Raw genomic sequence first — 14,227 nt, 5'->3', positions numbered from 1 at the left:
CCTATCCGATATTCGGATAGGCGCATGCTCAGGATTTCACCGTGGTCTTGGTCTGGATGCCCGCTTCGTTGAGCATCCATTCGAGGAAAACACCGTAACCTTGGGTCGGGTCGTTGACGAATACGTGGGTGACAGCGCCGACGACTTTGCCGTCTTGGAGGATCGGACTGCCCGACATGCCTTGGATGATGCCACCCGTTTTCTCCAACAACCGCTTGTCGGTCACTTTGATCACCATCGACTTGGTGGCCGGGAATTTTTGTTTCATCACATTGACGATCTGGATGTCAAATTCCTCGACCTTTTGGCTATCCACGACGGTGAGGATGCTCGCCTTGCCTTCATGGACTTGCTCCGCGAGCGCAACCGGCATCGCCTTGGCGATTTTGGCATTGCCCGGCAGGTTGCTCATGTTGCCGAAGACACCAAAGTCGGAGTTGCGGGTGATCGAGCCGAGAACTTTGTCCTCGTCGATGAAGATCCCGCGCTTCTCCCCTGGGGCACCACTCTGTCCTTTGTCGATCGAGGTGACGCTGCTGTGGACGATCTGACCTTCGCCGACGCCGATCGCTTGTCCGGTGTCCACATCGGTGATGATGTGACCCAACGCCCCGAATTTTTTCTGATCCGGCGCGTAGAAGGTCAGCGTGCCCACACCGGCCGCAGAATCGCGGATGTAGAGACCGATGCGGTAGATTTCGCTGTCTTTGTCATAGAGTGGCTTCACTTTCAACTTGACGAGCTCTTTTTGTCGCTTGATGGTAAATTCCATGGGCTTGCCCGATTTGCCGGCTTTGTTAATCAACTCGGCCGCCTGTTCCACAGACTTGACGGTGCTGCCGTCAATTGCCGTGATGATATCCCCGACTTTCACTTGGGCTTGTTCAGCAGGAGAGATGGCGTCTTTGCCTTGTTTGACGAGGTTGTAGCCAACGACCATGATACCGGAGGATTTGAGTTTGACACCGATCGACTGGCCACCGGGAATCACTTTTAGGTCCGGGACCACGTTCACGTGGACCGACTTGACCGGGATCAGACCGAAAAGTTTCACTTTTACATCGGCTGAACCTGTCTTGCCGGAATCGAGCTGCAGAGGTTGTTTGAGGTGGGAGACCGCCGATGTCGGGGCTCCAGAGACGGAGATCACATCTGGTTGTGACGTCGTCACCGTGGCGAACGACTTCATCCCGAGATCGAGCGCGGCATGTGCGCCTTGTAAGACGCGCAGTTCCTGGGGAATGCTTGCGAGCTGATGAATGGGTGTAAACCAACACATGGCCACGAATAGGATTGCGACGAAGAGACCTGCCAGTTTCCTGCGAGTGTGTTTAGTCAACCATCTCACGCTCCCCTTCCTTCCCGTGTCTACACCTCTTTGAAGTGATGGTTCTACTATGCCTCTGGTACAGATGGCGTATCCTGCGTAACATCTACCATGACTGCCACTGTCAGCGCTTGAATCGTCGAGCGCGTTCCAACATTTCCGAGGCATGGCGAACCGTGGTTTCGGTCAGTTCGGTGCCGGAGATCATCCGCGCCACTTCCCGCACACGCGCCTCATCATCGAGCGCGTACACGGCGGTCCGCGTGCGTCCGTCCTCCATGCTCTTCTCAATCAGGTAGTGCGTATCGGCCATCGAGGAGACTTGCGCCAAGTGCGTGACACAGATCACTTGTCGCTTCACCGAGACCACCGCCAGTTTCTCAGCCACCGCTTGGGCAGCGCGGCCACTGATGCCAGTATCCACTTCATCAAAGATCAGCGTGCCGACCTGATCTGCGTCGGCTAACAAGGTCTTGAGCGCGAGCATCGTGCGCGAGAGTTCGCCGCCAGATGCGATCTTGGCCAACGGGCGCAGAGATTCACCCACATTCGGGGAGAAAAGGAACTCGACGCGGTCGATTCCTGCCTCCGTGACATGGACGCAGCGTTCACCGATCGGCAATCCGTCTTCTTCCTGAATCTGCGTGAAGCTGATCGCAAACTGCGTGTTCGGCATCATCAACTCACCCAATTCATGCATCACCGCTTTGGCGAGGCGTTCCGAGGTGACGCGCCGTGCCTTGGAGAGGGCGACGGCGTTTTTGGCAAGCACGTTCCCTGTCCGTTCCAGCTCTTGGGTCAAGCGTTCCAAGTTTTCCTCGTGGTTTTCCAGCGCTTCGAGGTCGTGGACCAGCTTGTCTTGGTAGGCGAGGATCTCCTCGACGGTGTCCCCATATTTTTTCCGCAGACGGCGCAAGACATTCAGCCGCTCGTCCAACTGTGACAATTTGTTAGGGTTGAACTCGACTTCGTCACGGTAGTCGCGCAACGTATGCGCCGCCTCTTCGACATGGACGAGAGCGGTTTTGACCAGTTCCAGCGTGGGGGCCAGCGTATCGTCGTAGCGAACGACGCTCTCCAAGTCGATGATCGTCTGGTTGAGTTGGTCGAGCGCGGAGGAACTGCGCCCGGCTCCGCTGTACAGGTGTTCATAAGAGGAGTTCGAAGCGGCGTATAGCTTCTCCGCATAGGCCAGCCGCTTGCGTTCTTCCTCCAAGTCTGTGTCCTCACCGAGACGCGGTTTGGCTTCGAGAATCTCTTGTAGTTGGAAGCGAACGATGTCGAGCCGCTGGATGCGCTCCTGTTCGCCCAGTCGTGCGGCTCGGAGTTTCTGGCGAGCCTCGCGGAAGTCGCGGAAACTCGCAACCACCTGCTCGCGCAACGGGAGCAAGCCCTCACCACCAAACGCATCGATGAGCATGAGTTGTTCGCGTGGGTCAGTCAAGGTCTGGTGTTCGTGCTGGCCGTGCATGCTCATTAAGTATTGCCCAAATCGCTTCAACATCTGCACGGTGACCATCCGTCCATTGACCCGGCAGACGTTTTTGCCCGCCGCTGACAATTCGCGCACGACGAGCACTTGGTCGTCCTCCAGATCCACTCCATACTCCTCACACAATTCACGAAATTCATCTGCTACAGGAACGGCAAAAAGAGCCTCTATGGTGGCTTTGGCAGCACCTGACCGAACCAAGTCGGACGAGGCACGCCCCCCCAAGATGAGGCTCACAGCGTCGAGCAAAATCGATTTCCCGGCACCTGTCTCCCCGGTCAGAATGTTTAATCCTAACTCCAGGGACAGGTGGACTTCTTCTATAAGTGCAAAATTACGCACTGTCAATTCCATCAACATGATAGCGGTACCCCCTAGATGTAGGAGAGGAATCGATTGACGATGCTCGGGGCGATCTCCGTCGAGCGGGTGATGATCAAGATCGTGTCATCGCCACAGATCGTGCCGAGCACTTCCGACCAGTCGAGCGCATCGACGATCGCCCCGACCGCATGTGCGTTGCCCGGCAAGGTTTTCATAACGATCAAGTTCTCCGCGCGGTCGATCGACACAAAGGAATCCAGCAACATCCGACGCAGTTTGTGTTCGGGGTTGTAGGTCGGTTCTGCCGGCAACGAATACTTGTAGATTCCATTTGAGGTTGGTGTTTTGACGAGGTGCAGTTCTTTGATATCGCGGGAAACGGTGGCCTGTGTAACTTGGAAGCCCGCGCTGCGCAGTTTTTCCACCAGTTCCTCCTGCGTTTCAATGTCTTGTGCGGTGATGATTTCACGAATTTTCAACAGGCGTTGGCCTTTCATTCTATCGAACCCTTTCTCACGTCGCCACATGCAACTTGCGGCGTAATACATCGAAAAATTCTCGGTCGCGCCACTTGATCAGCGTGGTTTTGTACCCCGCTTGGCGGACGCGGATCACGTCGTGATTCTCTAATTCGTAAAAAAGTTGTCCGTCGACGGAGAGCACCAACTCGTCATGTGTCGCCTCGACTTCCACGCGCACTTCTTGATCGGCTGCAATCACCATCGGGCGGGAGTGCAAGGTGTGCGGACAGATCGGTGTCAGCACGATCACATCGATATGCGGCGAGACGATCGGTCCTCCGCAGGACAGCGAGTAGGCGGTCGATCCAGTCGGTGTGGAGACGAGCAAGCCATCGCCCGTGTATTGGTCCACGTACATGTCATCCACAAACACACGATTGGTGATCATCCGGCCAAACGAACCCTTGGCGATCGCCACATCGTTCAAGCCAACCGCTTCGTAGATCACTTGTCCGCCACGCACGACCTGCGCCTCCAGCATCAAGCGATTCTCTAGGCAATAATCCCCGCTCAAGACACGCTGAACGGCGTTCTCCAAGTCCTGTGGTTCCGCTTCGGAGAGAAAGCCGAGATGCCCTAAATTGATGCCGAGCATCGGCAATCCGGTCTTGGCAAATTGACGGGCGAACCCAAGGATCGTCCCATCCCCACCGAGCACGAACAGGATCTCCACCCGATTGGGAAACTCACTCTGCGCAAGACCGAGGTCAGGACGGCCAATTCGTTCCGCCGATTCCTCATCGACAAACACGTGCGCTCCGTGGCGCTCGATCAGTTCCACCAAACTCTTTGTCACCGGAATCGCCTTCGGTTTGGTGGGGTTGACCGCCAATCCGATCGTCTTCATAAGGATGCCCTCCGTTCTGTCGACACTTCGCGCATTCAGACAGCGCTTTCTTAGAAAAGCATTCGCTATCGTGAATAAAAATTCCTTTTTTTATCGCTCCAAGCTCGCGTGTGCGGCTTGGACGACGGCGTCGATCTTGACTGGAATCTCATCTGCATTCAAGCCTGTCCCTTGCTTGGTCAAGTGTGCCAAAAATTCAATGTTGCCATCCCCGCCCGTGATCGGCGAGTAGGTGACCTCTTGTACCTGAAAGCCTTGGTTGACCGCCGAACCCAGTACATGCACCAGCACGTCGCGATGGACCTCCGGGTCGCGGACGATGCCATTTTTCCCGACGCGCTCACGACCCGCCTCGAACTGCGGCTTGATCAGCGTCAACAAAACCCCATCCTCCGACAACAGGCTGGAGATCACCGGCAACAGCAGGCGGATCGAGATGAACGACACGTCCATCACCGCCACTTGCGGGGTTTCTCCTTTGAGATCCTCACGTTTCAAGTGGCGGAAGTTCGTGCGCTCCATCACGACCACACGCGGGTCGTTGCGCAGTTTCCACGCCAGTTGACCATAGCCAACGTCGATCGAGTAGACTTGCTTGGCCCCATTTTGCAACGCACAGTCGGTGAATCCCCCTGTGGAGGCTCCGACGTCCATCACGACCTTGTCCACCAGCGATTCGCCAAATGTGGCGATCGCCTTTTCCAACTTGAGGCCGCCGCGCGAGACATACGGATGCAGCTCGCCCTTGACGGTGATCGTGGCTTCGACCTTGATCTTGGTGCCCGCTTTGTCGACGCGTTCGCCATCGACGGAAACCAGCCCGGCCATGACGGCTGCCTTGGCTTTCTCGCGGCTTTCATAGAGACCTTGTTCCACTAAAAGTACATCTAACCGTTCCTTCGCGCTCATATCATACCCTCTGTCGTTGAGATTGTCTGTTTGTTACCGTTCACTAAAAACGGGCAAGACATGCGTCCCGCCCGTAGGTACAGCTATGTTACGCACGCTTTTGTTTACGCGGCGCCATCGTCTTGACCAATTCGACCAGCGAGTCGACGTTGAGGCCGACATGGTCGAGCAATTGTTGCGGATCACCGTGTTCCACGAACAGATCTGGCAGACCTAGCGGGTAGATCTCCATGCCGTAGATGCGGTTGAGCGCGTAGAATTCCATCACGGCGCTGCCCATCCCGCCCAGCGTCGACCCTTCCTCGACGGTGACGATGCGCGTTCCCGTCTTGGCGAGGTCCAACAACAGTTCCTCATCGAGCGGCTTCACGAAGCGCATGTTGACGACCTTCGCGTCGATGCCGTTCTCCTTCAAGGCTTCTGCAGCTCGCATAGCCACTGGAACCATCGAACCGAGCGCGAGGATCGCAACGTCCTGACCATCGCGGATCACTTCCGACTTGCCGATCGGCAGCGTCTGGAATTCCGAGTCGATCGCGACGCCAAGACCTGCTCCGCGCGGGTAACGAACGGCCACCGGTGCGCCGTGGTTGACCGCGGTGTAGAGCATGTTGCGGAATTCGTTCTCGTCCTTCGGAGCCATGACCGTGAAGTTCGGGATGCAACGCAGGAACGCGATGTCGAACGCCCCTTGGTGCGTCTCCCCGTCATTCCCGACCAGTCCCGCCCGGTCGATCGCGATCGTGACTGGCAAGTTCTGGATCGCAATGTCGTGGATCGCTTGGTCGTAGGCGCGTTGCAAGAACGTCGAGTAGATCGCCAGCACCGGCTTTTTGCCCGTGCACGCCATCCCCGCGGCAAATGTCGCCGCGTGCTGCTCCGCGATTCCCACGTCATAGCAACGCTCGGGGAACGCCTCTTGGAACTTGATCAGACCAGACCCTGGAAGCATCGCCGGCGTGATCGCGACGATGTCTGGGTCCTGTGCCGCCAGTTCAATCATCGTGTCGGCAAACATGTTCGGGTATTGTGGCGGTGCAGCCTTCACAACTTTGGGAGCATCGCTTTTGGCAAGGTTGAAGCCTTTGCTGACGGAGTGCATCTTGTCCGGGGCATCGGCTGCCACTGCATAGCCTTTGCCTTTTTGGGTGACGACGTGCAAGAGGACCGGACCCTTGGTGTTCTTCGCACGCTGCATGTACTTCAAGAGCGTGGGCAGATCATGACCATTGATCGGGCCGAGATAGGTGAAGCCAAATTCTTCGAAGAGCATGCCCGGCACGAGGAAGCTCTTGAAGGAGTCCTTGAAGCGATCGAGCACTTTGGTGGTTTTGTCACCCAACTCACCGAACTTGTGCAGGAAGCTGGCGATATCTTTTTTAAACGTCGAATAGGTCGGATCGACGCGCAGTTTGGTTAGGTAATTGGAAATCGCACCGACGTTCGGTGCAATCGACATCTCGTTGTCGTTGAGGACGACGAGCATATCGGTGCCGAGGTGTCCGGCATGGTTAAGCGCTTCAAACGCCATCCCACCCGTCATCGATCCGTCACCGATCACGGCGATGACTTTGTTGTCCTCGCCATCGATGTCTCGTGCGCAGGCATAGCCCATCGCCGCCGAGATGGAAGTGCTGGCATGGCCAACGTCAAACATGTCATGCTCCGATTCCGAACGTTTCGGGAAGCCTGACAACCCCTTGAATTTGCGCAGGGTCGGGAAGAGATGCTTCCGACCGGTCAAGATCTTGTGTACATACGCTTGATGTCCTACGTCCCAAATGATCTTGTCACGCGGCGAGTCAAAGGTCTGGTGCAACGCGAGGGTCAATTCCACGGCCCCCAGATTCGAACCAAAGTGACCGCCTGTCGTCGCCAAGTTCTCGATGAGGAATTGTCGAATCTCCTCCGCGAGTTGATTCAATTGGTCCACCGACAAATTCTTTATATCAGAGGGGGTATTGATTTGTTCAAGCAGCATGTGTACCGCCTCACTTCTAGGTAGTCAAAAAAAGTCACTCGTAGTAAGCATTGTAACACAGACCAGATTTCAGTTGCCATCCTTTTTGCTGTTGTTACCTAGTGTACACAAAAAAAGGAGGAAAGCCGCTCGGCTCTCCTCCTTTTTTTACAGTTGGACAGTCAGAGTACCTGCCCATTGCAGGGAAACGTTGGTGCGCAGGTATTCGTCGCTCTGGTTGAAGTACGCCAGTGCGATGAGATCCTGCGGGTAGCGACGCATCACTTCGACGAACCGCTCGCGGGCGTCATAGAATCGTCCATGCTGGAAGAAGGTCACGCCTTCTTCGAACAGGCGCTTGGTCTCTGATTTCAAACGGGCGATTTCTGGCTCGTCTGCGGCAAAGACATCGTACAGTTCGAGCGTTTGCCCGTCGAGCAGCAGCTTGCCGATATAGCGTGCATTGGCTGCGGCGTCTGCTGCGAGGTAGGTCGTCTGCGTGGTCAACAAGCGAACGCCGAATTTTCCGGTGAGCCGTTCCAGCGTGCCTGTCAGGATCACTTGGTCGGAGATCAAACTGCTGTCCAATCGATCCTCGGCCCCGATCACCCCGAGTGTGATGTCCCCTTGGTGAACGCCAACTCCAACGCCAGAGGGAATCTGGCGTTGCAAGCGGTGGCACATGCCGACCGCGGCACGATAGGCATCGGCAGGCTGTTGCGGGAACAGCGCGATCACGCCGGCTTCCATAAACTTCCCGATCATGCCCCCATGCTTCGTGATCTCCTCTGAGACATGCTTGAGGAAGCGATTGTTGATCAGGTCGTAGGTGCCTGCCGGGTCTTTGACCTCTTGGTGGAAGTTGCGGATGTTGATGACCAGCACGGTCATCCGCTCCAACACTTTTTGATCCCCAAGGTCCAAGGCCGTGATCTCTTTGCCGAGATACGCTTCGAGATTTTCCGGGAAATATCGCTTGTAGGCATCGCGAACTTTTTTGGTCTGCTCGATATTCGCCTGAATCGCGGAGGCCATCTCATTGAAGGAACGTCCGAGTTCGCCCACTTGGTCTTGGGAATTGTCCTCGACCCAAGTGGTTCGCGTCTCCTCTGGATTGGTTTTGAGCTGGTTGACGCTCTCCTTGAGGGTGGTGATTCGGCGCAATTGCAACCACGTGACCAGGAAGATCACGACGAGGATGAGAATCGTGAACACCGCTACGATCAACAGCGTTACGTACCGGTTGAACTCCATATCTTGCTGGTAGCTGTGCATGTTCACACCGGCCTCAAAAACGCCGACCAACTTCGTCTTGCTGGTATCAAACAGCGGCCCGAGGGCAAACAGCCACGTACCGTTCTCGTCCTCCGACTGGCAGGTGACCAGTTTGCGCTCCGTCAAGTGCGTGTTGAATTGGGTTTGATCCAACGTTTCGTACATGTTCAGTTCCTTGTTGTACATCTTGCACGAGGACAGGCTGTCATCGTCAGTCGTCAAGGTGAACGAGTCAAACATTCGGAAATCGTTGTCGTCCTCGTACACGCTGTAGGCGCGGTCCCCTTCGACTTTGTGCACCATCGTGTAGTAACGTCCGTCATGCTCCTCTTTTTGCATGTCAGCGGTCAACGCTTGGTAGTCTGGGCTCATGAAATCGCGAGGAGAGTTGATGTTGGCAAGCTTCTCTGGATGTACGAGACCCTCTGCGTCTTGGACGACATATTCCATCGAGCGACGGACTTCTGTGTCGGTGATGTCATTCATTTGAAACTGTACGATCACCGCGAGACCGCTCATGCACAGAGCGACGAGTGGGAACAGGATGAACACCTGCTTGAGAATGATCGACTTCGGCATGATGTCACGGTACAGGATCTTGCCCAGCCAGCCGAACAGCAAGGCGAGCAGAACGAGCCCACCCCAATACACCCACTGCTTGGTCAGGATGTGGGTCGAGTAATCAAGCGTTTGCGTGTGTCCGTCCGCGCTGGCGAGGATGAGATGATCCTCCAAGATCAGCATCAAGGTCCCATCTGGCGCGACATTCATCCAGCTGAAGCTCGCCGATTTGCGATTGCCGTGGGAGAAGGACTTGCCCAGTTCCTGCTCGACCTGTGGCACGTCGAGCATGGTCTGGACGCCCTCCGCTCGGGTCGGGTCGAGGCGTTTGACGCTTTTGCCGTAAGGATCGAGGAACCAGACCTCGCCTCGGGCATCGGTTTGGATGTTTTCCACAAACGCGGTGTCGCTTGTGCCAGCGTTGGCCAGCGGGTAGAGTTGCTGTCCTCCGCGCTTGTAGAGCACGCCCTGCTGCGTGGTATAGAGCAGGTCTGCTGGCTTGGAACCGAGCACTTCGGAGAGGTAGAGATTGCTTGGGACCGCGAGTTTTTCGGAGGTGACGAACTTGTGCAGGACGTCATCCCAGCGGTTCCAGCGCAGTTCCCCCTCCTCTTGGGAGATATAGGTGAACTGGCCGTCATTCATCTGCAGAGCCTTGGTGGTGCCGGTGCGCAGCGACGCGTTTTTCTTGGTATCGTACTTGCGGATGTGTACGCCCCAGCTCGGGTCGATCTCACCTTGTGCATCATAATGGTACAGCACTTCGTACTTGAGGACCAAGGCTTTGTCGTCGAGCACTTGCACCAGCGTATACAGACCCCCCTGTCCATCTGGCACAGCGTCGCCGTATCGGAGGTAGAAGTTATCCGCATTGAGTTTCGTTGGGTCAAGTTTGTCAGGACTGTCGATCGTCGGCGTCAACGCTTCCAGATCTTCAAGCGTCGGGACGTCGATGTCGTATTCCCATGAGCCATCTCGGTGGTACTTGACGAGACCTTCCTTCGATCTGGTGATGATGTAGAGCGAGTCGTGATCGGCGAGCACGCGGGTAGGGCTTTTCAGCATGACGGAGCGCTCCAACGGGTGGAGGGTGAAGTAGTCATTTTTCACCCAAAGACCGATAGACAGCAGCGTCATCGCGAGCAGGAGCAACACGACACGCCAGAGGTAACGCTTCATCGTGTCACCTCCGCTGGCAGGGCTTTGATGTCAATCGTCTCGGTCGGTTCATCCCACTGCACATCAAAACCGAACGCTTCCACGAGCAGTCGCAACGGGACATACGTGCGTTCGACCGCAAGTATCGGGGCAACATCGATGGTTTTGGGTTCACCATTGACGTGGTAGCGGTTGTTGCCAATCCACGCCACAACGGTGCGTCCACGGTACTCCACGCGCACCATCTGCTCCGCGTCCTCCCATTGCACTTGTGCGCCGAAGCCTTCGAGCAACGTGCGGATCGGCACCATCGTCGTCCCGTTGAGCCGGACGAGCGGTGCGGTCAGTTTGAAGTCGATCGAGTTGGAGATGAGATGATCGACGGGTAGAATCTGATGCGGTTGGCTGAGCTGCTTGTCCAGTTGGTCGCTCAGTTGCTTCAGCACGGCGAGTTCATCCTTGGTATAGCGCGTGAGCTCAACAGCTTCGATCTGGGTGATCGACTGCTTGTGCAAGTCGCTGAGCGCCGCGTTCGGCTTGCCCAGTTCAAGTTGTTTGGCCTCCACCCCATACTTCTGTAAAAAAAGCGGCGTTTTTGTTGCATGCACCAAACGCCGCTTGGCATCTGTGAGCTGTGGTTGCAATTCGGCTGCACTGGTCGCATCGCCCTCGGCGTTGCGCGTATCGATCAAGCCTTGCAGGAAGTTCACATCCTCCTGCGCCATCGTGGCATCATCTGGCACGTTCTGTTGTTCAGCTTTCACTTGTGCCTCGGTCTTCACGATAGCAAGCAAAAGCGCATCGGTCGGGGTCTGTGCGTATTGAGACTTGAGCGTAATCACTTGATTTTGCAACGCGACGAGGCGAGCTTGCTTGTCCGCTTGGCGCAGGGTCTCGCGCTTGGCGTTGTTCTCTTGAAGCAACAGCAGCAAGGAGTTCGCGAGTTCGACCTGTCCTGTGAGCTTGGCTTGCTCCTGTGCTTTGCGGAGCCTGCCATTCGTCGCCAGCAGCGTGGCTTGTGTCGCTTCTGACGACTGCTTGCGGAGGTCTGCCTGCGCTTGCGCATCGGTGGTCAGCGCCAGTTGCTTTTGCAAAAGCCCTTGGCGGACGTCTTCGAGCGCGGCGGATGCTTGGACAATCTGAGGGAGCAACTTGATCGCCGTCTGCGATTGGGAAGCCGTGGTCGCTTTTTGCAAATCTTGTAACAGCCCCGTCAGTTTCTCTCCCGCCGCTTGGAGGCTGGTTTCTGTCGCCTGGGCGTCGAGCTGTTGCAGTTGGGTGGTCAGGTTTTGGATCGAGGCTTGCAGTTCGGTCGCTTGGGCGGCATCACCAGAGGCGAGGGCCGCCACGAGGTCTTTTTTGGCTTGGTCGAGCTGGGCTTGCAAGTTCTGACGCTGGGTTTCCTGCGCTTGTTGAAGGTCGGTCGACGCGGCCGAGGCGGGGTCCGCTTGACGATCCAACGCCGCCAACGCTTTGCTCTCTTCGCCGTTCTGCACCGCCGTCAAAAAATCGAGTTGCGCTTGCAAGGTCGCCACGTCGAGCGCAAGTTGGCTGATCTCGCTGTCAGATGCCGTTTGGGCTGCTGTTTTTTTCGCTTCCAGTTTGTCTGTGACGCTTGCGATGCTCGTGCGCACTTCCGTCGAGGTCAGGAAGCTGACAAGTCGAGGCTTGCCCTCTTGCAAGTAGATCCAGAACGCAATCTGCAGGTCGTCGATGGTGTCGAACGGGACGGAGACGCTTTTCCCTCCCTTAAAAAGGGCGTTGAGGTCATTGGCTGTTCCGATGTTCATCCATGCACCCGCGGCGAATTCAGACTTGTAGTACACGCCTTGGTCAGAATCGGCCATCGTGCCTTTGGCAGCGGTGTAAACCGACTGGGTCAAGGCTTCTTTTTGTACCAAATAGGTTCCGATCAGCAACGTGCCGTTAGGTGTGGAGGCGGCAGCGGGTCGGCTGACGGTCGCTGCCGAGACGTCCGGCAACGGGCATGAGGCAGTTAGCAACGCCGCCAGCATGACAGCGCTGAACAGTCGAAGATGTGATCGTTTGGGCATGCGAGTGCCTCCTTTCGTTACGGGGTCTCGGTCAGCGAGCCAGACGGTGCGTACCCGGCGAGGTCGGCGACAGACAGTTGCTTGTCCCCGGCATAGAGCACAAGTTGAAGTGCGCTCGGGTCTTGGAACACGAGATTCAAGTGCGTGATCGTGGAGGCGATCGGCTGCTTCTCCGCGATCAATTTGCCGTCTTTTTTGAAACGCAATGCGTAGTGCGTGGCTGGCGAACCGTCTGTCAACTTGAGCTTGAACGTGCTGGTCATGCCCGTGGCGACCGGTTCCAATCTCCAGATGCCCAACGACTTCGGTGCGGGTTGCTCCTGCTCAAACGGCTCATTGCCACTCTCCGACGGGGCAGTATTGGGGATGCCCGATACATAGGATAGGCCCCCACCAGAGACGAGGTTCAGGTTGGAGAGCGCTTGCTTGTACGCGACGTAGGTGGAGACGGTGGATTGCTTGGCTTGGTCGTACACGCCCTGTTGCTTGTCCACGTCGTCCTGTGTCACCCGACCGAACTTTTGCTTCTGCACCGCATCTTCGGTCGCTTTTTGCATCGCGGTTTCGGTCGTCAGGGCGAGGAGGTAGACGGCCTCCGCCTGCTTGGCGTTGAGGTAGGACTGTTTGGTTTTTGCCGCGAGTTGGTTGCGGGTGTCCGCTTCCTTGACCTTCGCTTTGTCGACTTCAAGCAGTGCGAGCGGGAGCGAGGTCGACAGATCTTCAAAGTAACGGTCGTCCTGGTACTCCCCTTGCAGTTCGACTTTTGGGACAATTTTGAGAAATGGAAACGAAAGTGTCAGCACCAACGCTTTGCCCTTCCAACGGTTTTTCAATTTCTGGATCAGGCCGTCATACTGTGCCGAAAAAGACTGGTAATCTGGCGCATTGGGCTTCTCATACATCGCCGCCAGCAAATCGGTCGCTTGGCTCCCGAACTTTTTGAGGTACAGTCCACGGATGATCTCCGACTTGGTTTGGGCGAGTCCGAGCGCTTCGGAGTCTTGGAAGAGGCTGTAGTCCGACTTTTTGGCAGACTCATACAGTTTCCACATGGTCTCTTGGTTCAAGTTGGCGTAGACGCGCGGCAGTTCGAACCGGTAATCCCCATCAAGGTCTCGGCCAAGCAGCAAGCCTAGCGCGAGTCGGCTCGATTTAAAGGAGAGTTGCGCCGTTTTGTAGCCCGATTGGGCTTGCTCCACCAGTTCGTCAGCCGCTTTCACTTCGTCGGCGGTGGCATAACCGAAAGCCTGCTTGTTGTGCAGATCCTTGGCTTTTTTCTCCGCTTTCACGACCGCCGCTTGGGCAAGATCTGCAGCGAGCTGTGATTGGTAGGCCGTCATATAAGCTTGCTCCGTCTGCACTTGCGTCTGGGCGGTCATGTCCTCCACTTGATGCTGGACTTTTTTCTGGTTATAGAGGGCTCCAGGAACTTTCATGCCGAGCTCGATGTCGCGGCTCATGCTGTGTTCCTTGGCTTTGTTCGAATTGTCCTTCTCATCCTGATTGCGCAACGATTGGTAGGCTTGAGCAAGCTCCAGTTCCATCTGTTGCGTTTGGTTGATGCGCAGATCCTGTAGCGTTGTACTGGAGTCGACACTGCTGCGGATGGCATCAGACAACGACAGCTGCACGGAGGCGTGCGCAGGTCCAGCAGGGGCGATCTGAGCGGCGACGACTCCGATGGTGACGAGGTGCAAGGCCGCCTTCCAGCGTTGATGGTTCAACATTCAAATCCCTCTTTCTTCAGTCACAACTGCATGTCAATCTTACTATAAAATTTCCTCTGCTGACACCTAAAA

9 protein-coding genes are annotated in these 14,227 nt (G+C 56.2%); all 9 read right to left on the bottom strand.

What is annotated here, in order from left to right; translation table 11 throughout:
- Positions 1–28: 28 nt before the first annotated feature.
- Positions 29–1,339 (bottom strand): SpoIVB peptidase, encoded by a 1,311-nt coding sequence (spoIVB, locus tag C7459_RS12710; RefSeq protein WP_211320387.1) that lies wholly within the window; start codon positions 1,337–1,339, stop codon positions 29–31.
- 112 nt (positions 1,340–1,451) lie between these two features.
- Complete coding sequence (recN, locus tag C7459_RS12705; RefSeq protein WP_109689685.1) at positions 1,452–3,179, bottom strand: DNA repair protein RecN; 1,728 nt, start codon at positions 3,177–3,179, stop codon at positions 1,452–1,454.
- A gap of 14 nt (positions 3,180–3,193) precedes the next feature.
- Positions 3,194–3,640 carry a transcriptional regulator AhrC/ArgR gene (gene ahrC / locus C7459_RS12700; protein ID WP_109689684.1) on the bottom strand — a complete coding sequence of 149 codons (447 nt, stop codon included), beginning with the start codon at positions 3,638–3,640 and terminating at the stop codon, positions 3,194–3,196.
- 16 nt (positions 3,641–3,656) lie between these two features.
- Positions 3,657–4,511, bottom strand: coding sequence for an NAD(+)/NADH kinase (locus C7459_RS12695; RefSeq protein ID WP_109689683.1), 855 nt, complete (start codon positions 4,509–4,511; stop codon positions 3,657–3,659).
- A 90-nt stretch (positions 4,512–4,601) separates the two neighbouring features.
- Positions 4,602–5,420 (bottom strand): TlyA family RNA methyltransferase, encoded by an 819-nt coding sequence (locus tag C7459_RS12690; RefSeq protein ID WP_109689682.1) that lies wholly within the window; start codon positions 5,418–5,420, stop codon positions 4,602–4,604.
- Between the two features lie 88 nt (positions 5,421–5,508).
- Positions 5,509–7,401 (bottom strand): 1-deoxy-D-xylulose-5-phosphate synthase, encoded by a 1,893-nt coding sequence (gene dxs / locus C7459_RS12685; RefSeq protein WP_109689681.1) that lies wholly within the window; start codon positions 7,399–7,401, stop codon positions 5,509–5,511.
- A 147-nt stretch (positions 7,402–7,548) separates the two neighbouring features.
- A complete protein-coding gene (locus C7459_RS12680) occupies positions 7,549–10,395 on the bottom strand; it encodes an adenylate/guanylate cyclase domain-containing protein (protein WP_109689680.1) in 2,847 nt (948 codons plus the stop codon).
- Positions 10,392–12,428: a stalk domain-containing protein gene (locus C7459_RS12675; protein WP_109689679.1), complete on the bottom strand. Its 2,037-nt coding sequence runs from the start codon at positions 12,426–12,428 to the stop codon at positions 10,392–10,394. The genes C7459_RS12680 and C7459_RS12675 overlap by 4 nt, the downstream gene beginning before the upstream one ends.
- A 17-nt stretch (positions 12,429–12,445) precedes the next feature.
- Positions 12,446–14,155: a TolC family protein gene (locus tag C7459_RS12670; protein ID WP_109689678.1), complete on the bottom strand. Its 1,710-nt coding sequence runs from the start codon at positions 14,153–14,155 to the stop codon at positions 12,446–12,448.
- Positions 14,156–14,227: the final 72 nt, after the last annotated feature.

Source organism: Tumebacillus permanentifrigoris, assembly GCF_003148565.1.
Classification (GTDB): domain Bacteria; phylum Bacillota; class Bacilli; order Tumebacillales; family Tumebacillaceae; genus Tumebacillus; species Tumebacillus permanentifrigoris.
This window is presented reverse-complemented; position numbering and strand designations above follow the sequence as displayed.